This is a genomic window from Bradyrhizobium zhengyangense, assembly GCF_022012555.1.
GTDB lineage: Bacteria > Pseudomonadota > Alphaproteobacteria > Rhizobiales > Xanthobacteraceae > Bradyrhizobium > Bradyrhizobium zhengyangense.
Window position 1 is genome coordinate 61,807 of the sequence record NZ_JAKLTZ010000012.1, and the last position, 19,653, is coordinate 81,459.

Here is a 19,653-nt window from a genome sequence, read left to right on the forward strand (position 1 = left end):
TCCATGGTTGAGTTGGGTAGGCTCGAAGGGAACTCAATGCTTCCAGCGCCACCAGGCGCGGAGCAGGCGGGCGAGCCGGGACGGGCAGAGGCTCCTGCCGACGCTGTGCTCGAAGGCGGTGACATGTGCGACGACATAGTCGCCGGTCGAATGCACCAGCGGCTCCGGCATGTTGAGGCTGCGCGCCAGCATCCGGGTCGCGAGCGTCATGGCCCAGGGAAGAAGGTGGTCTGCAAGGGTACGGTAGAGCAGCAGCGCGATCATGGTCATTCTCCTGTGCTCGGGAAGATGCGCTGGTCGGGTGCCCAATTCGATTACCTCGCGGGTAATGGAAGGGGTGAAATACGCATGATAGGTTTTGGACCATGAACGCACATGCATCCACGGCACGCGCCGAACCCAGCCAGCCGATCCATATCGGCGATCATTTGCGCGAGTGGCGGCAGCGCCGCCGCATGAGCCAGCTCGACCTCGCCGGCGAGGCGGAGATTTCGGCGCGGCATCTGAGTTTCGTCGAGACCGGCCGCGCCGCGCCCTCGCGCGACATGGTGCTGCGGCTCGCCGAGCGCCTCGATGTGCCCTTGCGCGAACGCAACGTGTTGCTGGTTGCGGCGGGCTTTGCGCCGGCCTTTCCGCAGCGCGCGCTGGAGGATCCCGCCTTGAAATCAGCCCGCCAGGCGATCGACCTCGTCCTCAGGGCGCATGAGCCCAATCCGGCGCTGGCCTATGACCGGCACTGGAACCTAGTCTCCGCCAACCGCATGGTGGCGCCGCTGCTCGCCGGCGTTCCGGAGCGGCTGCTGGCGCAGCCGCTCAACGTGCTCCGGCTCGCGTTTCATCCCGAGGGACTGGCGCCCCGCACGGTCAATCTCGCGGAATGGTGCGCGCATCTGCTCGAGCGTTTGCACCGGCAATGCGAGCTGACCGCCGATCCCGAGCTCATCAAGCTCTATCACGACCTCAAGAGCTATCCCGTTCCGGCGCGATCGGGCCCGCTGTCGAGCGACAATGTCGCGATTCCCTTCAAGCTGCGCCAGGACGGAGAGATACTAAGTTTCTTCTCCACCACCATGGTGTTCGGCACGCCTGTCGACATCACGCTGTCGGAGCTGGCGCTGGAGACGTTCTTTCCGGCGGACGAGCGCACGGCTGAGCGGCTCAGACAGATGGCCGCAGCCATGGCCTAGCGCAAGCGTCCAGTCCTCTTGCCTCGGGGCGGGTTCGGCTTATCTTGGAGCAAACCCGCACCGCCAGAAGGAGGCGCTCATGAGCACCCTCAAACTGCTCCAGATCGACGTGGTCTCCGACGTGGTGTGCCCCTGGTGCTATATCGGCAAGCACCGGATCGAGAGCGCGCTCGCGCTTGTGCCCGACGTTCCGGTCAAGCTGAACTTCCGTCCGTTCTTCCTCAATCCCTGGGTGCCGCGCGAGGGCATCAGCCGCGAGGATTATCTCACCACCAAATTCGGCTCGGTCGAGGCCTATAAGGGCATTGCGGGGCGCGTCGTCGCGGCGGCAAGCGAAGAGGGCCTCGTCTACAAGCCCGAACTGGTCGCACGCCAACCTAACACGACCGACTGCCATCGCCTGATCCTCTGGGCTGACGCGATCGGCAAGGCGCCCGAGATGAAGCAGCGCCTGATGGAGCTGTATTTCCGCGACGGTGGCGACCTCACCGATGTGAACGTCCTGGTCCAGGCCGCCGCCGATGTCGGGCTCGATGCCGACGACGTGCGCAAGCGCCTCGCCACCGATGAGGACGTCGCGCGGGTATCGGCCGATGCGCAGGAGGCCGCCGACAAGGGCATCTCCGGCGTGCCGACCTATGTCTTCGCCCAGAAATATGCCGTTTCCGGCGCGCAGGATCCGAACCTGCTCGCCCGCGCCATCCGTCAGGTGTCGGCGGAGATCAACGCGCAGGCGGCGGAGTAGCCTCGGTCTGTTTGCGGAGCAGGTCGATCGCGTGGCGCGCGGCCTTGCGCGCGTAGCCACGTGCGATGAGCGCCGCGTGGATGAGCGCCACCATTGGATCATGTCGTCGTAGCGGGATCAGCACGTCACCAATCGCAAAGCGGTTGCGCCAGATCGGGTTGATCATGGGGTGGTCGGCGCTCGCGGTGGAATCCGCACTCGCGATGGTGGGATCGGCGCAGAGATGGCGCGTCAGATCGAGCGTGAGCTGCACGCCCGGTGAATATTTCGCGAAGCGCTCGTCGATGCCGAGCTTGAAGAAGAACGCGCGATCCTGGTGGCGCAGCACGATGCCGGCCGCCACCGGCGTCGTGCCGGCGCGCAAGCTGACGATCTCGCATTGCGCGGTCTCGGCAAGCGCAGGGACGGCGCGGCGGATGAAGGTCGCGTCGCCTGCGTCCTGAAGCAGCGCGGTGCCGCGCTTGCCCTTCCAGCCGCTAGCCTCGAGCTGCAGGAAAGTTTCAAGCGCAGGCTTGATCTCATCGACCTTGCGCGCGACCTCGAAGCTGATCGCGCCATGCTCCGCCAGGCGATGACGCTGCCGGCGGAGCTCCTTGAGCTTCTTGGCACCGAGCGCCTCGTGCAGCAGCCTGTCGCCATCCTGTGTCGCATCGAGGCTGGCGCGGACATAGGAGCCGAGCACGCGCGGCCTCAGGCCGATACGGCCGAGCGCTTCCTTGAGCGAGCCCATCGCGGCACCATCAAGCGCGACGTCGCGTAGAACCAGCGCATGCGCGCCAGCTTCGCGCGCCCGCTGCAGCAGGCGTGTCGCCGCCTCGGGCGAGGCGTCGCGGTCGATCAGCGGACTGCACAGCGTGCCATAGGGATGCGCGCTCACCAATGCGGGCAGGGGGATCTTCCAGGCTTGCGAGAGCGAGACCACCGGCATCAGCCCGATCAGTCGCGCCGAGGAGCCAGCGCAGACGAACAGGGCCGAAGCTCCGATGCGGTCGCGCGCGGTTGCGCTGACAGCGAGCTCCCAGGCGGGCAAATAATAGCCGTTCGGCTCGGCCGCCCGCTGCGCCAGCGCGCGCCATTGGCCGGGATCGATGGCTGCGAGCGGGACGAGCGCGGGCGTTGCATCCCGTGCCGATGCCGGATTGATCGCAGCCTGATGCGCGATATCGACCACGTCCCGTCGTCCCCGTTCACGCTGGCATCAGCCGGCGTTAGGGGCATGCTTAGCGCAAAGATTGGAAGATACCGTTGGGATGCGCGTTCAATTCGAGCGGTAGTGTTAACCGTTCGTTGACCACAGGCGGCGCGGCTCGGAGTGCAGCATGGAGAAGGCGATGCCCATAAACACGCTGTAGGCGAGCACCATCGCTAGAGAGAAGGCCGCGGGAAGTGCGCCGAGCTCCAGGCGCGCCGCGAACGGTCCTCTTCCCAGAATCGGAAAGTAGAGTAATCCCATCGCGATCCAGCCAATTATGCCGAAGACGAATCCCTTCACGATCGCGTTATGGCCGGGCAGCAGGTGGTAGGTGGACCGGAAAAGGATGCCGAGCACGAAAGTGCCATTAACGAAGGACATGGCCCAGGGCACGGTCGGGTGGACGGCGCCGCCGAGCCAATCGCTCAGGCCATGCTGAAGGTCCCGGTAGGGGTGAAAAGTCGGAAGCCAGTGCATCCAGCGCTTCAAGAACATGACAGTGCTGTGGGCGGCGTTGCCACACAGGCCGGCCGCGATGGATTTCCAGGCTTTATGGGCTCCTATCTGATGCATGGCCCTTTCGCTAAGTCCATCATCGATCGGCCGGTACAAAATGGTCGCGGGCGGTCTCGGTCTGTCCGCTCGCAATATCGGTCGACCGGATCTCGACATTGACGGCCGATTTCGGCAATTGCCCTGGAGGAACCTGCACCGACATCCTGATCTCTCGGGTCTGGTCCTGCCCGACCTCGACGATCAGCCTGCCGTCTGGCTGGCGCTCGATGCCGGCGATGCGCGCGGTCGCATCCGGCAAACCCGAGACCTCGATCGCGAATGATCGCGCCATGCCTTTGTTGAGGAGGCGAACGGTGTAGTCGTTGCGTACCCCACCATCGGCGAGCTGTACAAACAGCGGATTGCGCTCGTGCAGGACATTGATGCTCATCGTGCTGCGTGTCGCAAGGGTATAAAGCATGACGCTCCCGACGAGGCCGATGGCCGCGACATAAATCAGCGTGCGCGCGCGGATCAGGCGGTAGATCGGCGCCTTGCCGTCGCGGCGGCGCTGCATGTTGATGTCGGTGTCGTAGCCGATCAGGCCCGTGGGCCGGCCGATCTCGCGCATCACGTTGTCGCAGGCGTCGATGCACAGGCCGCACTGGATGCAGCCGAGCTGGATGCCGTGGCGGATATCGACGCCGGTCGGGCAGACATTGATGCATTGATGGCAATCGACGCAGTCGCCGGCGAGATCGCCATGGGCGCGGGCAGCGTCGGCCTTTTTCACCGACATGCGCGGCTCGCCGCGGTCGCGACGATAGGTGACGTTGAGGGCCCACTCGTCGGTCAGCGCCGCCTGGATGCGCGGCCAGGGGCACATGTAGATGCAGACCTGCTCGCGGGCGTGGCCGGCGAAGAGGTAGGTCGTTGCGGTCAGGATGCCGATCCAGAGATAGGCGACGAGGGGAGCCTGGAAGGTGGCGAGGTCCTTCACCAGCGTCGGCGCGTCGGCGAAATACAGGACCCACGCACCGCCGGTCCACCAGGCGATCATGATCCAGAGAAAGTGCTTCAGCGCGACCTTCCGGACGTGAGCGAGTGTCCAGTATCGCTTGTCGCCCTGCATGCGCTCGCGCCGGTCGCCCTCGACCCAGCGCTCGACGGCGTAGAACAGGTCGGTCCACACCGTCTGCGGGCACATGTAGCCGCACCATAGCCGGCCGGCGACGGCGTTCATCAGGAACAGCGTCATTGCCGCGATGATGAGGAGGCCGGTGAAATAATAGACCTCCTGTGGCCACAGTTCGATGAAGAAGAAATAGAAGCGGCGATGAGGAAGGTCGACCAGCACGGCCTGGTCAGGCAGGCCGGGTCCGCGATTCCAGCGTACGAACGGCAACAGATAATAAGTTCCGAGCGTAACGCAGAGGATCGCCCATTTGATGCGGCGGAACGGGCCGCGCACCGACTGCGGATAGACCTTCTTGCGCTTCTCGTAGAGAGGCCCCTCGATGAAGGTGTCGTCAGTCATGGCAAATCCCCCGCATCACTGGCTGATCGGCGTGTCTTACGAGAAGGCGCAGCCGCCCCGCAGGCCGAGCTTCTTGAAGACCATCGCGGCCGGGCAGAAGCCGGTGAACGAGGCCTGGATCATGTTGAGACCGGCGAAGGCCGTCAGCAGGTACCAGTACGCATTCACATAGGTTCCCAGTGCGAGCCCGAGCAGGACGACGCATCCGGCGAAGGCAAGAACGGCTTTATCGACATTCATGGCATGCTCCCTTGTTACTATCTGGTCAGATTGGCTTCGGTCCACGCGACGATGCCGCGTGTATCCATGGCCCCGGAATGGCGGGCGATCTCACGGCCGCCACGCATCAGCAGCAGCGTCGGGATGCCGCTGATGTTAAGCCGCGACGACAGCGCCGGTGCGCTGTCCGAATTCAGCTTCAACAGCCGGACACCAGGCTCAAGCGCCTGAGCCGCGCGCTCGAACATCGGCGCCATCGCGCGGCACGGTCCGCACCACGGCGCCCAGACGTCGACCAACACTGGAATGTCGCTGCCGGCGACATGGCGACCAAAGGTCGCTTCATTCACTTCGATTGGGTGACCGGTGAAGATCGGCTGGTGACAGGCGCCGCAACGCGCTCCTTCCGGCGCGCGCTCGACGGGCAGGCGGTTGATGCGCCCGCAATGTCCACAGACGATCTGGCGTGTCGTGCTCATGTGCCCGTTCGAACCTCCTTGATCTTGGCGATGTTCAGTCTGTCGAGCAGGAAGCGCTCGTAGAAAGGCTCGCTCTCGCCGCGCCGCATCTTGCGGAGGAAGTATTTCTCGAAGGCGACCTTGGCGTAGTGCACCCACTCGCCCTTGGACGACCAATTGACGTTGCGTGGCGGAATTTGCGGCTGCGCGAGGAAGGCGACGCCGGAATCGCCGAAGTCGGCGAGGCAGATCGCATTCCAGGTCGGCTGCGCGGTCGGTGTCTTGCCGCGAAGCAGGGCGCCGATGTTCATCGCTGTCGCCGTCACCATGGATTCGATCATGAAGCCGGTCTTTGGGACGCCGACCGGCACCGGTGTCGCGCCGACGGGCGCAATCGCGACGCAGACACCGACCGCGAAAACATTGGGGAAGGTTGGGTTCTGCTGATGTTTGTCGACGATGACGAAGCCGCGCGGGTTGGTCAGCTTCTCGATGCCGCGGACAGCCTCGACGCCGCGAAAGGCCGGCAGCATCATCGAATAGGCAAAAGGCAGATCGTGCGCCTTGTGTGTCGTGCCGTTGTCTGCCAGTTCCTCCACCGACATCAAGCCGGAACTGACGCTGTCGACACGTGCGTTCGTGATCCACTTGATATGCTTCTCGCGCATCTCGCTTTCGAGAAGACCCTTGGTGTCGCCGACGCCGTCGAGACCGAGATGCCCGATATAAGGCTCCGAGGTGACGAACGTCATCGGCACCCGGTCGCGCAGCTTTCGCCGGCGCAGCTCGGTTTCGAGAATGAACAGGAATTCGTAGGCCGGTCCGAAACAGGAAGCGCCCTGGACCGCGCCGATCACGACAGGCCCGGGGTTTGCGGCTAGGATTTCGAACGCTTCCTTCGCGCGCGCCGCATGGTCGACATGGCAGATGGACTGCGTATAGCCCTGAGGCCCAAGCCCCGGAATTTCGTCGAAGGCGAGTTCGGGGCCGGTCGCGACGACCAGATAGTCGTAGTCGATGGACGATCCGTCGCTGAGCTCGACTCGGTTTTCGGTGGGATGGACTCGCTTGGCGCCTTGCGTCAGCAGGCGAACGCCCTTGCGCGACATGATGCCGGCAAGATCAATCTCAATCTCGTCGCGCTTGCGCCAGCCGACCGCGACCCATGGATTCGAGGGTACGAAGTGATAGACCGCGCCCTGCGCGACCAGGGTCAGGCGATCACCGCTTCTCAACTGGGGCAGCAATTCATAGGCCATCAGTGTTCCGCTCAGACCGGCTCCGACTACGACAACTTCCGCCATGGGTTCCTCCGTTGGATCAGGCTGCCCCACCGGTTGAGCTCCGGCTGTCCTGCAGCGCTTGACTATATATTCGTATTATCGTATATACGCAAGTATGAAAATAGATAGCGAGATCATGGAGCGCGCCGCCGATCAGGCGAGCGAATTGTTGAAGGCGCTCTCCAACCGTCACCGCCTCCTCATCATCTGCCAGCTGATCGACGGCGAGCGATCGGTCGGCGAGTTGGCGGAGTTCCTGAATCTGCGGGACTCCACGGTCTCCCAGCATCTGGCGCTCCTTCGTAAGGATGGCCTGGTGTCCTCGAGGCGGGATGCGCAGACGATCTTCTATTCGATCGCCAGCGAGCCGGCGCGCGAAATCCTGAAGACGCTCTACCAAGTGTTCTGCGCGCCGAAGCCCGCAAGGACGAAATGAAATCTAGGAAATGGCGGACGGGCGCGCCTTGCGCGAGATCAACGCGCCTGCCTTCGATGTCGATGAAATGAGAAGGACACCGCAGCGCGGTGTGAGCAAGCCGATGACGACAGGGACCCGTCCCATGCAATATTTGGCGCAATGTCTTGTGCTTCTGGCTGCGCTGGTGGCGATCGACGCGGCGCCGGGATACGCCGCGGCTGCGGGAACGCTCACCGTTGCGCAGCAGCCGGTCACCGACGAGAAGGCGGTCTTCGCCACAGTCGAGAGCATCAGCGTGGTCCCCGCACGCAGTCGCATCGGCGGAACCGTCGTCCAACTCTCGGTGCGCGAGGGTGATCGCGTCGCCGCCGGCCAGGCCATTGCCACGATTGGCGACGAAAAGCTCGTGCTGCAGATGAAGTCGCTCGACGCGCAGATCGAGGCGCTCCAGGCGCAGGCAAACCAGGCGCAGCTCGATTTCACCCGAACGGAGGGGCTGGTCGAGCGCGGCATCCTGCCGCGCGTCAAGCTCGATGAGCAGCGCACAGCGCTCAATGTCGCCGACAATGGCTTGCGCGCCAAGACCGCAGAGCGTGCCGTGATCAACGAACAGCTCAATCAGGGCCAGGTTCTCGCGCCGGCGGACGGGCGCGTGCTCAAGCGGCTGATCACGGTGGGGTCGGTCGTGCTGGCGGGCGATCCGATCGTGACCGTGGCCCAGCAGAACTTCAAGCTGCGGCTGCGCGTGCCGGAACGACACGCGCGCTTCCTGAAGGCCGGCGACAAGGTGCGCGTCGACGGTGCCGAGCTCGCTGGCGAGGCTTCGAAATGGGGCGTGATCGACCTCGTCTACCCGCAGATCGAGGAGGGGCGCGTTATCGCGGACGCGACCGTCGAGGGCTTAGGCGAATATTTCGTCGGCGACCGCCTGCGGGTCTGGATTTCCGGCGGCACGCGGCCGGCTTTCGTCGTCCCATCGAGCTATGTGACGACCCGGTTCGGTATCGACTATGTTCGGCTCCGGAAGGGTGACGACACGATCGACGTGCCGGTGCAGCGCGGCCGCGACATGCCGACGCCGGCACTCCCCGACGGGCTAGAGATTCTGTCCGGCATTCGGACCGGCGATCAGTTGGTGCAACAGTGAATCTCGGACTTTCAGGACGGTTGACCAGGGCGACGATCGCATCGCCGCTGACGCCCTTGTTCCTGCTCGCGTCGCTCGTTGTCGGGCTGATCGCCGTCGTGGTCATCCCGCGCGAGGAGGAACCGCAGATCAGCGTTCCCATGGTGGATATCCGCATCAACGCCGACGGCTTGCATGGACCGGATGCAGTGGAGCTTGTGACAAAGCCGCTGGAATCGATCGTCAAGGGTATCGACGGCGTCGAGCACGTCTACAGCCAGACCGAGGACGACCGCGTGATGGTCACCGCGCGCTTCCTCGTCGGCACCAAATTCGAGGACGCTATCCTGCGGGTGCATGAGAAGATCCGCGCCAATCTCGATCGGATTCCCGTCGGCATTTCCGAGCCACTGATCGTTGGCAGGGGCATCAATGATGTTGCCGTGACGGTGCTGACGCTATCTCCCAAGCCGGAAGCAGCCAGTCGCTGGACCGAGAAGGATCTTTATGAACTCGCCGACAAGCTGCGCGCAGAGCTGATGAAGGTCGACGATATCGGCTTGACCTACATCTCCGGCGGCGCAGCGCAACAAATCCGGGTCGAGCCCGATCCCGAGAAGCTGTCGCTGTTCGGCATCACGCTGCAGCAGCTTGTGGCCAAGGTGAAGGACGCCAACCGCTCATTCCTGGCAGGGCAGGTCAGAGATGCGGGTATCGTGCGGAGCGTCGCGGCCGGCCAGACGCTGTCCGGCGTCCCCGACATCGGATTGCTGCTCATCACGACCCGTGACGGCCGACCGGTCTACGTCAAGGACGTTGCCTCTGTCGTCGTCGGTCCGAGCACCATCGAACATCGGGTCTGGACGGACACGCGGGACGCTGGGGGGCAGTGGGCGCGTACGCCGGCGGTCAGCCTGGCGCTCGCCAAGCGCGCCGGTGCCAATGCGGTCGTCGTGTCCGAGAATATTGCCAAGCGCCTCGACGGACTAAAGGCCCGCCTGATCCCCGATGATGTTCAGGTGACGGTGACGCGCGATTACGGTGAGACGGCGAACGAGAAGGCCAACGAGTTGTTGTTCCATCTCGGCCTCGCGACGGTCTCGATCGTCGTCCTGATTGCGATCGCGATCGGTTGGCGCGAGGCTCTGGTGACTCTCGTCGTGATCCCGACGACGATCCTGCTCACGATGTTCGCCGCCAACCTGATGGGCTACACCATCAATCGCGTCAGCCTGTTCGCGCTGATCTTCTCGATCGGCATTCTCGTCGACGACGCCATCGTCGTTGTCGAGAACATCGCGCGGCACTGGGGCATGCGCGACGGAAGGCCGCGTTTGCAGGCGACCATCGAGGCGGTGGCGGAAGTCGGCAATCCAACCATCGTCGCCACGTTGACGGTGGTCGCCGCGCTGTTGCCGATGCTGTTCGTGTCGGGCCTGATGGGTCCCTATATGGCACCGATCCCGGCCAATGCCTCGGCAGCCATGTTGTTCTCCTTCTTCGTCGCGATGGTCGTGGCGCCATGGCTGATGCTCAAGCTCGCGCCAGAAGGCGATATTGCGTCGACGCACGCAATCCACGACGAAGGCCGGCTCGGTCGAATCTACAGGCGCTTCGCCACGCCAATCGTGCGGAGCAAGCGGTCGGCCTGGATATTTCTGCTCGGCGTCGGCATCGCGACGCTGTTGTCAATGATACTCTTCGCGACGAAGTCCGTGACGGTCAAGCTTCTGCCGTTCGACAACAAATCCGAGATCGCGGTCGTCGTCGACCTGCCGGAAGGAGCGAGCCTGGAAACGACTGAGCGCACCCTGTTCGGTGCGGCCGAGATCGCGCGGCAATTGCCAGAGGTCACCTCGCTTCAATCCTACGCCGGCACGCCGGCTCCCTTCAACTTCAACGGCCTGGTGCGGCATTACTACTTGCGGGAAAGACCCGAGCTCGGCGAAGTACAGGTCAACCTGACAGCGCGCGGCGAGCGCAAGCGCGCGAGCCACGAGATCGCGCTCGAGCTGCGCGAGAAGCTGAAGGCGCTCGATCCTCCCAAGGGTACCAGCGTCAAGGTGGTCGAAGTACCGCCCGGGCCGCCCGTGCTTTCGACGCTGCTTGCTGAGGTCTATGGTCCCGATGCGGCCACGCGCCGCGCAGTCACTGCGGAGCTCAAGAAGGTTTTCGCGGAAGTGCCGTTCATCGTCGATGTCGACGATTCCATCGGTGAGAAACGGCCACGGCTGCGACTCTCGATCGACCAGGACCGGCTCGAATTCTTCGGCGTCGAGCAACGCGACGTCTACGACACGATCCAGGCGTTGTTCGGCGGCATTTCGATCGGCTATTCGCATCGCGGCGAGGACCGCAACCCGATCGAGATTGCAGTGCGTCTCGGGAAGAGCGACCTGGTCTGGGACGAGGCGTTGGCCTCCACGCCCGTGCCGGCCAATACGTTGCCCGGTAGCAAGACGGTGGTCGAACTCGGTCAAGTCGTGAAGGCGACCATGGAAGAGGGCTCACCGACGATCTTCCGCCGTGACGGCCGCTTCGCCGACATGGTGATGGCCGAGCTTGCCGGGCGCTTCGAGGCTCCGCTCTACGGTATGCTCGCGGTGGCCGATCGTGTGGATGCCCATGACTGGGGCGTGCTGCCAAAGCCAGCGATCGCCCTGCATGGTCAACCGTCTGACGAGTCGCGGCCGACGCTGCTGTGGGACGGCGAATGGGAAATCACCTGGGTGACCTTCCGCGACATGGGGGCAGCGTTCGGCGCGGCGATCCTCGGCATCTACGTGCTGGTCGTTGCCCAGTTCAGGAGTTTTCGGCTGCCGCTCGTGATCCTGACGCCGATCCCGCTAACGCTGATCGGCATCCTGATCGGGCATTGGCTGTTGGGCGCGCCGTTCACCGCGACCTCGATGATCGGATTCATTGCGCTGGCGGGTATCATCGTGCGCAACTCGATCCTGCTGGTCGATTTCATCAGGCATAGCGGGGGAGACGGCAAGTCGCTCCGCGAGGTGGTGCTGGAGGCCGGCGCAGTCCGTTTCAAGCCAATCCTGCTCACCGCCCTTGCGGCCATGATCGGCGCCGCGACGATCCTGCTCGATCCGATCTTTCAGGGATTGGCGATCTCGCTTCTGTTCGGGCTCGCGTCGTCAACGCTGCTCACCGTTCTGGTGATACCCGCGATCTACATCGCCCTGCGCGCGCCGCGCGAGGCGACTTCGACCATAGCCAAACCGAGCTAGCGAGGGTCCGATGGACAAGAACTACGTCGATATCACCAAGAGTATCTCTGCCAATCTGAGAAAGCTGCGCGATGACATTCCCGACACGATGAAGGGATTTGCCGTACTCGCCCAGGCGGCCACGCGTGACGGCGTGCTGGACAAGAAGACCAAGGAGCTGATTGCGCTCGCGCTCGGCGTTGCCGCGCATTGCGACGGCTGCATCGGCTTTCATATCGAGGCGCTGGTCAAGCTCGCTGCGACACGCGAAGAGGTCGAGGAAGCGCTTGGCATGGCCGTCTATATGGGCGGCGGGCCATCGCTGATGTATGCCGCGGATGCGATCGCGGCCTACGAGCAGTTCCGACAGCAGGCGGTCGCCGCCTGACGCATACGAACGGGACCGGGCGAGTCGTCTCGTCCGGTCCCGTCCACACTGTCTGGACTACCAGCGGTCGTCGCCGACACCGACGCCCACGCTCACGCCGGGCGCGCGAATGCCGACGCCGGCGCGGGGACCATCGTCCCAGTCACGACGATAAGTGCGGCGCTCGTAATAGCGCTCGCGTGGCATCGCATTATAGGAATCGCGCACGATCACGCGCGCACCGCCATGCGTGCGATAGCAATTGCCGGCGTCATCGCAGACGAGCCGCACTTCCTGCATGAGATCGGGGCTGGCGTATTCGCTGGTCGTGTAGAGATCCGCAGCCTTCGCGCCGCTTCCCGCTGCGAGAGCGCCGACACCGGCCAGCAGTGCAATCGTGAACAACCTCATCCTGTCCTCCTCCGAAACTGCCCTCGGCGGTAACAAGAATGGGAGGCCGCGATCGTTCCGGCTGAATTACAGGTTTTTCCCGGAACCGAATTGTTGTGTGGCCCGGTGCTTCGCTAGATCGGCTGGTAGGCTTCCGACCCGCAGATGTCATCTGCTTCCGCGCGCCGCCGGTCGATGACCTTTCCGCCCGATATCGTGACGACGTAGGTCTGGGTGCCCAGTGCCGAGCCGGTGGCGGAGGTGAGTTGTGCGCGGACACAGGCCGTCCAGCCCGATCCGCGGACCTCGTGATGGGGCAGGGCGACCTGTACCTCGCGCGGATAGGATGTGTTGAGAAAGACCACATCAATCTGCTCGCGGACCACGCGCTTGACATCCGGCGGCGGTTCGGGCGGCGGCTGTTCGGCCTCCTTGATGCGCATGAACTCTGGCACCGGCGCGCGGCTGTCAGCAAAGCCGCACGCACCGAGCGCGAGCCCGCAGGCCAGCAGCGCCACATGAGCAACAATCCGCAACATTCGTGAAGGTCCCCCCGCGGGCCAACAGATAGGCGCGAATTCGTCGGGACGAAGTCCTGCCCGATCAACATTTGCTGAAGGGCTGGCACTCGCCGCGTTGGCTATTATCGGACTGTAGGCTGGTTTGTACCCCAGATGAGGGGGATCGCGCCAATGAGGATTTTGATCATGGCGGCCTTGGTGCTGGCGCTGATGGCTGCTTCGGCGCAGGCGCAGATGGGCGGCGGCCGGCGCCATTCCAATGAAGCGGCGAGAAGGCCGATAACAAGCCCAAGGTCGACGAGAATGCCTACAAGGCCGCGCTCGAGCGCATTCCACAGTCCAAGGAAAAGTATGACCCCTGGAGCGGGCGCGTCCGAGCGAACCCGTCAAGAAGTCGAAATAGTGAGGCGGGTGGTGGCGGGGCGGTTGCGCTATCTGATCGGCCTCGTCCTGATCCTTGCGGTTCGGCCATGTCTCGCCTGGGAGAGTTGGGGTGGCGATCCCGGCGGTTCGCGCTTTTCGCCCTTGCGCGAGACCGCCAATGTCGGCCAACTCGTCCGCGCCTTAGAATTCCACACCGGCGATATCGCGGCGCGACCGCCTGAAGTGATGCGGCGAACCAAGTTCGAGGCGACGCTCCTGTTCGTCGAGGACAGTCTGATCTTCTGCGCGCCCTTCAATGAGGTGATCGCCCTCGGTCCCGGCACAGGCGTGCAATAGTGGCGCTATGATCCGAAGATCGGCATCAGCCAGCGTCCAGCCAATCGCTATGTCTGCCGCGGTGTCACCCACTGGGCCGACGATTCTGCGCCAGAGGGATCTGCCAACTGGGGCAGCGCTGCGTTTGATCCGGTCAACTAGATTCTCTACGCCAACACGAGCCGTGCCGTTCATCTCATCAAGCTGATCCCGCGCGCGGAGGCCGCCGGATTCAGTCCGCCGCCTGATCATGATTTCGGCCAGCAAAAAGGCGCGCCCTTTGCGATGTCGCGTGCGGTGGTGACGTCGCCGTTTGGGTTGCTCTGCAACAAGCCGCCGTGGGGAGAGATGGTCGCGGTCGACGTGAAGGCCGGCAAGATTGTCTGGCGTTCGACCGTCGGCACCACCGAGGATTTGGCGCCGCTCGGCATGCTGCTGCGGTTCGGCGCGCCGCTGGTCAACGGGCTCGCGGTGACTGCAGCTGGCCTTGTTTTCACTGGCGCGATGGACCCCTATCTGTGTGCCTTCGATGCGCGCAGCGGATGCGAGCTGTGGCAGGGACGGCTGCCGGTGCCCGGCGTTGCCAATCCCATGACCTATGTCTGGAAGGGCGAGCAATATGTCGCGATTGGCGCCGGCGGCCATTCCGAAGCCGGTACCTCGATCGGCGACAGCCTCGTGGCGTTTCGTCTGGCGCGTCCGGGCGAGGCGCCGTCATTGCGGTCGCGCACGATCGATCGCCCTGGCGGGCGATTTTTTTCGGGATCGTTGGCGACCGCGCTCGCGATCGTCACGCTGGCGATCGTGGCTTTGCGCTGGCGTCGACGGCGCCGTATCCGATCAACGTGATGTTTGCGTGCGTATTGTGCGAACGGTCATTCACATCGTGCGCGCTATTGCATGAAGGCGAGGCCGACGCGCCTGTCGTTTCGCCACACCGCGCGGCAATTCCGCACGAAATTGTCGCATGAAATCGACAGCGTGAACGCGTGCGGCAATAAACCAGGGTTTTCAAGGTCGATCGCGGCACCGCTGTCCGAGATGTTGCGCACCGTGCAAGCCACTCCGCTGCCTTCAAAGGTGACCGTACCACCCTTGAAAACCCGGTGACGTTGAGTTGCACGCTTCTCGATCATCCGCGTTAATCCAAAACGATGATTGTGAAATAGCGCATAGAAATTGCGTTGATATGAATTCAATACTGGCGCTACTTGCACAACGCTTCAGACTTCGTTTACGACGTTGAGGCGGCAAGTCACTTCCCGCCGAGTTTTGCCCCAGGCCTTTCTTTTATGGCGTTATGCGCCGATGGAGATTCCGATGAAGACCACGCTTTCGCTTTTGTTCGCCGCAGCGCTCTCGCTGACATCGATGCCCGCCCACGCTGTCAAGTGGGATCTCTCGACCATGACCTGCAAGCAGTTCCTCGAGAGCGGCGAGGACAACATCGGGGTCGTGCTGACCTGGATGGACGGCTGGTACAAGGGTGACGAGGACAACGCGATCATCGACACCGACGTGTTCATCGAGAACGCCAAGAAGTTCGGTGCCTATTGCGGAAAGAATCCGACCGTCAGCGTCGTCACCGCGGCTGACGAAATTCTCGGCAAGTAGTTCTTGAAGCGAGCTGGCCGAGGCAAGATTGCGATCTCACCTCGGCCTCTCGCTTCGACATCTCGCTTCGACATCACTGTCACCGAGAGCCGCCGTACGCTTCGCGCTCATGCGGCTCTCTTCGTTTCGGATGATGCTCAGCCCGGCAGCATCGCGAACGCGCTCGACACCATCGCAACCTGCTTGTTGTCGGTGGCGGATAGCAGGGTGACGCGGCCGAAGCTCATGGTACGTCCGAGCCGCACTACGCGCGCATCAGCCAGCACGTCCGAGGAGGCGACCGCGCGCATGAAATGCGTGGTCTGGTCCACCGTCGTCATCGGACGATAGCCTCTGTTGGCCGCGAGATTCGCGATCACCATCGCGGTGTCGGCCAGCGCCATCAAGGCCTGGCCGCAGACAACGCCACCGTTGCGGCACAGCTTCTCCGAGAACGGCATGCGGAGCAGCGCGCCGGGCTGCCAGTCCGGCGCATCCGCTGGCGGCGTGTGCTCGATGCGCTCGACGGAGAGGTTGAGATCCTGGACCCAGGGCGCAAAGACCTCGCCGAGGATGCGTCTGGCCTCGGCGATGCCGAACTCGGCTTCTGGCTGTGATGGCATTGCGGTCGTTCCCTCCTGTGTTGCCGGATGTTTCGTCCACTCTGCGCGCTTGGGCGCGGTAAAGTCACTGCGGCGGTCGGCTTGAAAATGCCTGACTTCGCCCGATATGATGCCATGCTTGGGAGCGGGTGGACGATGTTGCGTCGATGTGTCCTGATATTCTGCCTGGCCGCGCTTGGTCTGGCACTGAACGGCTGCACCAAGTGCGGCCCGATTTGGGACGACTGGCTCCATGGGCCGAAATCGTGCAGATCGGATCGGCTCTAGCGGGTTGAAGCGGCGCTCGGAGCTGCGAAGACGGGCAGGGTGTGGTATCCGCCCCTTCGATCCATGATCAAGGAGTGAGTGATGAAGCTTTTCCGTATGGTGGCGGTGCTGGCGCTGGTGGTTGGACCGGCCTTCGCGCAGGACGCGCCCCATATCAATCTGATGGCCGATGGCCCCTCCAAGACCGATGACGAAAAGGCCGCGGATGCCGCGCGCGACAAGGCCTACAAGGAAACGCTGAGGAAGATTCCGGATGCCAAGGCGTCCAGCGATCCCTGGGGCGGAATGCGCGCCGACCCGCCGAAGCAACCCGCACCGAAGGCCGCGGCCGCTACCGGTGCACCCAAGAAGCCCAAGGCCGGAACGGCCGCCAATTGATCTTGGCGCCAACGGCGGGCTGGCCGTCCGGCGGGACTCCCGTTCGCCGGATACGGATCCTACATTCCTTCGCAGTGTTGCGTTGAGGAGCCAGGATATGGCGGATCGCCCGCGGGACCTCGCCGAGCGGATGGCGCGCCGGCGCAAACCGGCGGCCGGCTCGGGCGACCCGGCCGGCGACGGCTATCTGCGCGAGAAGTTCACCCTGCCGCGCGACGCGGCACGGGCAAAGGCGAAGGCCTTTTTCGCGCGCTATCCGAAGGCCGGTTACATGAGCGAGGTCGAGACTTGGCGCGAATTGCCCGGCGGCGAGATCGAATTCACCATGCGGCGGTTGCCCAGCGCGGACTAGTCGTCCCGGTTGTGGCCAACCCGATCGGTTCAGGCCGTCTTCCGCCCGATGGCCTTCAGTTCCCGGTCGATGCGCAGTTGCACCCGACGGATGGCCAGGAGGTCGATCTTCGTCTCGGTCTTGCCCGTCTTGGTTTCGTCGCCAATCCGGAACTGCCATTGCCAGACACCCGGGATCGCCGTCTTTGCAACCGTGAACTCTACGCCCCTGTGATTCATGGTCACCTCCACGATTCACCCATCCATGTCCGCAAACATGTTGGGCGTGAGAATATTCCGCCGACAAGCGAAATTTGCCGTTAAGTCGAGGAAAATTCACGAAAATCCCGAAAGCGCGCGCAGTTCGAAGCATGCGAAATCAGATTCCGAAAGTCGGGGCCGATGATCGCGTTGCAGGCACGGCGGAACCGTGTCCCGGCCGGGTGCCCGCGTACCAGGGCCGATATCGGCCCTACAGCCAGGAACTCTGTTCACGGCAGGAGAACCACGGAAAAAGACGCCGAATTGGCGGCGAATCCGCGGTTCCATCGCGGGCGAGCCAAGGCGGTCGCGGAACCGCCGCGGCCGGCCCCGTGAGAACTTTCTTGTGCACAATGTGTAAGTCTACGACCTTCGCAGCAAATGCGCACGCGCCTCACATTTCCACTTTTGCGTGCGCTGCGATTATGATCTGGTGAGTCTGGACGACCGGGACCCGCGTGTCGTGCAAGAGGAAGACGTGATCTGGCTCAGACATCTCGCTCAGCGTTGGGGTGCAAGACATCTCCCCTTGGTCTGTCCGCAATGCCAGCAGCCGGCTTCTTCGGATGTGTACAAGCGTGGACGCTTCAAGCTCGGTGACGAGAACCTCGTCTGCGAGCAGTGTGGCGGGACCAGCGTCGTCACCTTCTGGCGTTTCGAAGGCCTGGCAAGCCATGACGATCGCACCCCCGCCAAGGACAGGCGTGGCTGGCAAACGCACCGCGCCGACGTCGCCTGAAGCGCGCGCGACATGGACTCACATGCAAAAAAAACCCGCCAGGGGAGAGCCGGGCGGGCAGAAGGTTATTGGAGGCTGAGGTGCTGGGCTGCAACACCATAGCCGAATGACCGTAGCCCGCTCAGCTTACGACAGCCTGACATCCCCGAGCACAGTCGAATTCCACACACCGAACTTCCGCCATGAGCCGGCACCGCAACGCGTCCGCCAAAAACGAAGACCCCGCTCGGGCCGAGCGGGGTCGACTGGGTATGGGGGCCCGGTGTTGGTCCACCGGGCAAACCGACGCTAGAGCATTCGGCTTACAGTTGCCTCACGCGAGGCTTGCGCGAACCTTGCGATCGGACCCGCGCGTCCCAATTCAGACATCTCCGCGCACAACTTCAGACACAAGCGTTGGCGACACTCTCCGCGCACGGCGAAGCCATGGGGGATACGTGGCGCGCCGATAGCGGGGTGGCATCATGGACAAGGTTGAGCGGTCATTCGCCGCCGCGACGGCGGCTGGCTTCGTGGTGTTGGTGATCGGCATCGTGCTGCTGGCGCTGATGTAGCGAGGCCCGGCCGGGACGCGTCGCCAGAACTGGCGAAAACAACCCCCATGCACAGTAGGCCGCGGCCTGTCTCGTCTTGGCCGTTGCTTGGCCGCTTCTTGGCCTTTCCTCAGTGCACCCTGATCTCGTCCAGGGGCAGATGGAGATCGGCGGCGCGTTCCTCGCGGTCCTTCTTGCGGAACTCGCTTTCCCTGCGCTCGAACTTCAGCATCTCCTCGAGCGCGGTCTCGAGCAGTGGGTTGCGCCTGCTCGCATCGCGGTGCGCATCTTCCGTCATGATCCGATCCCCAACTGTCGCGGCGCCGTTCTCAAGGAAAGCCCGCGGCCACGGAAAAGTTCTGTGCCGAAGGATTGCGGACGGCAGAACCGCGCTGCGTCCTTGATGAGCATCATCCTCGGGTGCGGAGGCGTGACCTCACATTTTGCGGAGGGGCAGGAGCGTCTCATTGCTTCCATGCTATCGTATCGCGTCGCCTCGGCGACGATCATGGAGATGGTCATCGGAGACGGTTCATGGGCTTCTGGCTTTTTATCATCATCTCGCTTGGATCGATCCCGCTCGCAGGCGCGATGGCGCGCGAGCGCAACAGGTCGTCGCGGGTGTGGCTTTTGGTTGCCGTCGCGGTCGGGCCCTTGGCGCCTCTGCTGCTGTTGATTCTCGGGGATGCGAAGCGCCCGGCCGCCGTCAATTGAGGGAGGGTCAGGGCGCAACGACGTGTAGAACGACTGCCGCCGCGATGCACAGGCCAATGGAGATGGCCGCTCCATAACGGGCATAAGGCCAAGCCCCGCCCGTGACGAACACGAGGCCGGCAGAGGTGACTACCTTCAGCGCGTTCATGACCATGCGCCCAGTATGGGTCGCGTCTCGCCTTGGGAACACTCACAAATCCGAAACCGGGAATTCCCAGCGGTCAAAATCGCCTCAAATCTGGTGCTGTCCTCATTCGAACAGTCATTCGGGAAATCAGGACACTCGAAGTTCCGGTAGTGGAACACCGCATTTTCCCGGACTCCACATCCTCAGCGTTCTCGGTAGAAATACGTGGG

General features: G+C 63.5%; 24 protein-coding genes and 2 pseudogenes. 13 read left to right on the forward strand and 13 right to left on the reverse strand.

The genetic code is table 11. From position 1 onward, the window contains the following. Nucleotides 1–33 precede the first annotated feature (33 nt). A complete protein-coding gene (locus L6639_RS32275; protein ID WP_237865791.1) occupies nucleotides 34–264 on the reverse strand; it encodes a hypothetical protein in 231 nt (76 codons plus the stop codon). A gap of 101 nt (nucleotides 265–365) precedes the next feature. Here L6639_RS32275 and L6639_RS32280 point away from each other — a divergent pair, with 101 nt between their 5' ends. Both L6639_RS32280 and L6639_RS32285 read left to right on the forward strand, forming a co-directional pair. Continuing rightward, nucleotides 366–1,187: a helix-turn-helix domain-containing protein gene (locus tag L6639_RS32280; RefSeq protein ID WP_237865651.1), complete on the forward strand. Its 822-nt coding sequence runs from the start codon at nucleotides 366–368 to the stop codon at nucleotides 1,185–1,187. A 79-nt stretch (nucleotides 1,188–1,266) separates the two neighbouring features. After that, complete coding sequence (locus L6639_RS32285; RefSeq protein WP_237865652.1) at nucleotides 1,267–1,932, forward strand: DsbA family oxidoreductase; 666 nt, start codon at nucleotides 1,267–1,269, stop codon at nucleotides 1,930–1,932. Here the strand turns inward: L6639_RS32285 and L6639_RS32290 are convergent. From L6639_RS32290 to L6639_RS32315, 6 genes are all read right to left on the reverse strand, one after another. Further along, nucleotides 1,910–3,103 carry a GNAT family N-acetyltransferase gene (locus L6639_RS32290; RefSeq protein WP_237865653.1) on the reverse strand — a complete coding sequence of 398 codons (1,194 nt, stop codon included), beginning with the start codon at nucleotides 3,101–3,103 and terminating at the stop codon, nucleotides 1,910–1,912. The genes L6639_RS32285 and L6639_RS32290 overlap by 23 nt on opposite strands. A 105-nt stretch (nucleotides 3,104–3,208) precedes the next feature. Next, entirely contained in the window at nucleotides 3,209–3,697 is a 489-nt protein-coding gene (locus tag L6639_RS32295; RefSeq protein ID WP_237865654.1) for a DUF6789 family protein, read from the reverse strand. A 19-nt stretch (nucleotides 3,698–3,716) separates the two neighbouring features. Continuing rightward, entirely contained in the window at nucleotides 3,717–5,156 is a 1,440-nt protein-coding gene (gene ccoG / locus L6639_RS32300) for a cytochrome c oxidase accessory protein CcoG (RefSeq protein WP_237865655.1), read from the reverse strand. A gap of 36 nt (nucleotides 5,157–5,192) precedes the next feature. Beyond that, the gene (locus L6639_RS32305) at nucleotides 5,193–5,396 is read right to left on the reverse strand and encodes a YgaP family membrane protein (protein ID WP_237865656.1); all 204 of its coding nucleotides are present in this window, start codon (nucleotides 5,394–5,396) and stop codon (nucleotides 5,193–5,195) included. Between the two features lie 17 nt (nucleotides 5,397–5,413). Next, complete coding sequence (gene trxC / locus L6639_RS32310) at nucleotides 5,414–5,854, reverse strand: thioredoxin TrxC (protein ID WP_237865657.1); 441 nt, start codon at nucleotides 5,852–5,854, stop codon at nucleotides 5,414–5,416. Next, a complete protein-coding gene (locus tag L6639_RS32315) occupies nucleotides 5,851–7,137 on the reverse strand; it encodes an NAD(P)/FAD-dependent oxidoreductase (protein WP_237865658.1) in 1,287 nt (428 codons plus the stop codon). The genes trxC and L6639_RS32315 overlap by 4 nt, the downstream gene beginning before the upstream one ends. A 94-nt stretch (nucleotides 7,138–7,231) precedes the next feature. On the opposite strand from L6639_RS32315, the gene L6639_RS32320 reads away from it, so the two are divergent. The 4 genes from L6639_RS32320 to L6639_RS32335 all read left to right on the forward strand — a co-directional run bounded on the left by L6639_RS32320 (nucleotide 7,232) and on the right by L6639_RS32335 (nucleotide 12,269). After that, a complete protein-coding gene (locus L6639_RS32320; protein ID WP_237865659.1) occupies nucleotides 7,232–7,552 on the forward strand; it encodes an ArsR/SmtB family transcription factor in 321 nt (106 codons plus the stop codon). Nucleotides 7,553–7,676: 124 nt separating this feature from the next. Beyond that, entirely contained in the window at nucleotides 7,677–8,681 is a 1,005-nt protein-coding gene (locus L6639_RS32325; protein WP_237865792.1) for an efflux RND transporter periplasmic adaptor subunit, read from the forward strand. Beyond that, the gene (locus L6639_RS32330; protein WP_237865660.1) at nucleotides 8,678–11,902 is read left to right on the forward strand and encodes an efflux RND transporter permease subunit; all 3,225 of its coding nucleotides are present in this window, start codon (nucleotides 8,678–8,680) and stop codon (nucleotides 11,900–11,902) included. Before L6639_RS32325 ends, L6639_RS32330 begins: the two co-directional genes overlap by 4 nt. Before the next feature lie 10 nt (nucleotides 11,903–11,912). After that, nucleotides 11,913–12,269 (forward strand): carboxymuconolactone decarboxylase family protein, encoded by a 357-nt coding sequence (locus tag L6639_RS32335; RefSeq protein ID WP_237865661.1) that lies wholly within the window; start codon nucleotides 11,913–11,915, stop codon nucleotides 12,267–12,269. Between the two features lie 57 nt (nucleotides 12,270–12,326). Here L6639_RS32335 and L6639_RS32340 read toward each other — a convergent pair whose 3' ends face one another. Both L6639_RS32340 and L6639_RS32345 read right to left on the reverse strand, forming a co-directional pair. Further along, the gene (locus tag L6639_RS32340) at nucleotides 12,327–12,659 is read right to left on the reverse strand and encodes a hypothetical protein (protein WP_237865662.1); all 333 of its coding nucleotides are present in this window, start codon (nucleotides 12,657–12,659) and stop codon (nucleotides 12,327–12,329) included. Nucleotides 12,660–12,772: 113 nt separating this feature from the next. Then, a complete protein-coding gene (locus tag L6639_RS32345; RefSeq protein ID WP_237865663.1) occupies nucleotides 12,773–13,177 on the reverse strand; it encodes a hypothetical protein in 405 nt (134 codons plus the stop codon). 153 nt (nucleotides 13,178–13,330) lie between these two features. Between L6639_RS32345 and L6639_RS32350 the strand changes: the two are divergent. Both L6639_RS32350 and L6639_RS32355 read left to right on the forward strand, forming a co-directional pair. After that, nucleotides 13,331–13,562, forward strand: a pseudogene (locus tag L6639_RS32350) (hypothetical protein). After that, nucleotides 13,562–14,707, forward strand: a pseudogene (locus L6639_RS32355) (outer membrane protein assembly factor BamB family protein). The pseudogenes L6639_RS32350 and L6639_RS32355 overlap by 1 nt, the downstream one beginning before the upstream one ends. A gap of 44 nt (nucleotides 14,708–14,751) precedes the next feature. Here L6639_RS32355 and L6639_RS32360 read toward each other — a convergent pair. Further along, a complete protein-coding gene (locus tag L6639_RS32360) occupies nucleotides 14,752–14,994 on the reverse strand; it encodes a PilZ domain-containing protein (RefSeq protein ID WP_237865664.1) in 243 nt (80 codons plus the stop codon). Between the two features lie 184 nt (nucleotides 14,995–15,178). Between L6639_RS32360 and L6639_RS32365 the strand changes: the two genes are divergently transcribed. Then, nucleotides 15,179–15,472, forward strand: a complete 294-nt coding sequence (locus L6639_RS32365) for an HdeA family protein (protein ID WP_237865665.1) — start codon at nucleotides 15,179–15,181, stop codon at nucleotides 15,470–15,472. Nucleotides 15,473–15,609: 137 nt separating this feature from the next. Here L6639_RS32365 and L6639_RS32370 read toward each other — a convergent pair whose 3' ends face one another. Next, nucleotides 15,610–16,074, reverse strand: a complete 465-nt coding sequence (locus L6639_RS32370) for a PaaI family thioesterase (RefSeq protein ID WP_237865666.1) — start codon at nucleotides 16,072–16,074, stop codon at nucleotides 15,610–15,612. A gap of 348 nt (nucleotides 16,075–16,422) precedes the next feature. Here L6639_RS32370 and L6639_RS32375 point away from each other — a divergent pair, with 348 nt between their 5' ends. Both L6639_RS32375 and L6639_RS32380 read left to right on the forward strand, forming a co-directional pair. Continuing rightward, nucleotides 16,423–16,719 carry a hypothetical protein gene (locus tag L6639_RS32375; RefSeq protein WP_237865667.1) on the forward strand — a complete coding sequence of 99 codons (297 nt, stop codon included), beginning with the start codon at nucleotides 16,423–16,425 and terminating at the stop codon, nucleotides 16,717–16,719. Nucleotides 16,720–16,816: 97 nt separating this feature from the next. Beyond that, on the forward strand, nucleotides 16,817–17,071 hold the full coding sequence (locus tag L6639_RS32380; protein WP_237865668.1) for a hypothetical protein: 255 nt from the start codon (nucleotides 16,817–16,819) through the stop codon (nucleotides 17,069–17,071). 29 nt (nucleotides 17,072–17,100) lie between these two features. Here L6639_RS32380 and L6639_RS32385 read toward each other — a convergent pair whose 3' ends face one another. Then, a complete protein-coding gene (locus L6639_RS32385) occupies nucleotides 17,101–17,289 on the reverse strand; it encodes a hypothetical protein (protein ID WP_148751438.1) in 189 nt (62 codons plus the stop codon). A gap of 499 nt (nucleotides 17,290–17,788) precedes the next feature. Between L6639_RS32385 and L6639_RS32390 the strand changes: the two genes are divergently transcribed. Then, on the forward strand, nucleotides 17,789–18,049 hold the full coding sequence (locus L6639_RS32390) for a hypothetical protein (RefSeq protein ID WP_237865669.1): 261 nt from the start codon (nucleotides 17,789–17,791) through the stop codon (nucleotides 18,047–18,049). Between the two features lie 663 nt (nucleotides 18,050–18,712). Here L6639_RS32390 and L6639_RS32395 read toward each other — a convergent pair. Further along, nucleotides 18,713–18,880 (reverse strand): hypothetical protein, encoded by a 168-nt coding sequence (locus L6639_RS32395; protein WP_237865670.1) that lies wholly within the window; start codon nucleotides 18,878–18,880, stop codon nucleotides 18,713–18,715. 236 nt (nucleotides 18,881–19,116) lie between these two features. Here L6639_RS32395 and L6639_RS32400 point away from each other — a divergent pair, with 236 nt between their 5' ends. Further along, the gene (locus L6639_RS32400) at nucleotides 19,117–19,296 is read left to right on the forward strand and encodes a hypothetical protein (RefSeq protein ID WP_237865671.1); all 180 of its coding nucleotides are present in this window, start codon (nucleotides 19,117–19,119) and stop codon (nucleotides 19,294–19,296) included. Nucleotides 19,297–19,653: the final 357 nt, after the last annotated feature.

What these genes read in the sequence shown, in the direction of transcription:
- L6639_RS32275 (WP_237865791.1), bottom strand. Translation starts at nt 264, where the DNA reads ATGATCGCGCTGCTGCTCTACCGTACCCTTGCAGACCACCTTCTTCCC.
- L6639_RS32280 (WP_237865651.1), top strand. Translation starts at nt 366, where the DNA reads ATGAACGCACATGCATCCACGGCACGCGCCGAACCCAGCCAGCCGATC.
- L6639_RS32285 (WP_237865652.1), top strand. Translation starts at nt 1,267, where the DNA reads ATGAGCACCCTCAAACTGCTCCAGATCGACGTGGTCTCCGACGTGGTG.
- L6639_RS32295 (WP_237865654.1), bottom strand. Translation starts at nt 3,697, where the DNA reads ATGCATCAGATAGGAGCCCATAAAGCCTGGAAATCCATCGCGGCCGGC.
- ccoG (WP_237865655.1), bottom strand. Translation starts at nt 5,156, where the DNA reads ATGACTGACGACACCTTCATCGAGGGGCCTCTCTACGAGAAGCGCAAG.
- L6639_RS32305 (WP_237865656.1), bottom strand. Translation starts at nt 5,396, where the DNA reads ATGAATGTCGATAAAGCCGTTCTTGCCTTCGCCGGATGCGTCGTCCTG.
- trxC (WP_237865657.1), bottom strand. Translation starts at nt 5,854, where the DNA reads ATGAGCACGACACGCCAGATCGTCTGTGGACATTGCGGGCGCATCAAC.
- L6639_RS32315 (WP_237865658.1), bottom strand. Translation starts at nt 7,137, where the DNA reads ATGGCGGAAGTTGTCGTAGTCGGAGCCGGTCTGAGCGGAACACTGATG.
- L6639_RS32320 (WP_237865659.1), top strand. Translation starts at nt 7,232, where the DNA reads ATGAAAATAGATAGCGAGATCATGGAGCGCGCCGCCGATCAGGCGAGC.
- L6639_RS32325 (WP_237865792.1), top strand. Translation starts at nt 7,677, where the DNA reads ATGCAATATTTGGCGCAATGTCTTGTGCTTCTGGCTGCGCTGGTGGCG.
- L6639_RS32335 (WP_237865661.1), top strand. Translation starts at nt 11,913, where the DNA reads ATGGACAAGAACTACGTCGATATCACCAAGAGTATCTCTGCCAATCTG.
- L6639_RS32340 (WP_237865662.1), bottom strand. Translation starts at nt 12,659, where the DNA reads ATGAGGTTGTTCACGATTGCACTGCTGGCCGGTGTCGGCGCTCTCGCA.
- L6639_RS32345 (WP_237865663.1), bottom strand. Translation starts at nt 13,177, where the DNA reads ATGTTGCGGATTGTTGCTCATGTGGCGCTGCTGGCCTGCGGGCTCGCG.
- L6639_RS32360 (WP_237865664.1), bottom strand. Translation starts at nt 14,994, where the DNA reads ATGATCGAGAAGCGTGCAACTCAACGTCACCGGGTTTTCAAGGGTGGT.
- L6639_RS32365 (WP_237865665.1), top strand. Translation starts at nt 15,179, where the DNA reads ATGAAGACCACGCTTTCGCTTTTGTTCGCCGCAGCGCTCTCGCTGACA.
- L6639_RS32370 (WP_237865666.1), bottom strand. Translation starts at nt 16,074, where the DNA reads ATGCCATCACAGCCAGAAGCCGAGTTCGGCATCGCCGAGGCCAGACGC.
- L6639_RS32375 (WP_237865667.1), top strand. Translation starts at nt 16,423, where the DNA reads ATGAAGCTTTTCCGTATGGTGGCGGTGCTGGCGCTGGTGGTTGGACCG.
- L6639_RS32380 (WP_237865668.1), top strand. Translation starts at nt 16,817, where the DNA reads ATGGCGGATCGCCCGCGGGACCTCGCCGAGCGGATGGCGCGCCGGCGC.
- L6639_RS32385 (WP_148751438.1), bottom strand. Translation starts at nt 17,289, where the DNA reads ATGAATCACAGGGGCGTAGAGTTCACGGTTGCAAAGACGGCGATCCCG.
- L6639_RS32395 (WP_237865670.1), bottom strand. Translation starts at nt 18,880, where the DNA reads ATGACGGAAGATGCGCACCGCGATGCGAGCAGGCGCAACCCACTGCTC.
- L6639_RS32400 (WP_237865671.1), top strand. Translation starts at nt 19,117, where the DNA reads ATGGGCTTCTGGCTTTTTATCATCATCTCGCTTGGATCGATCCCGCTC.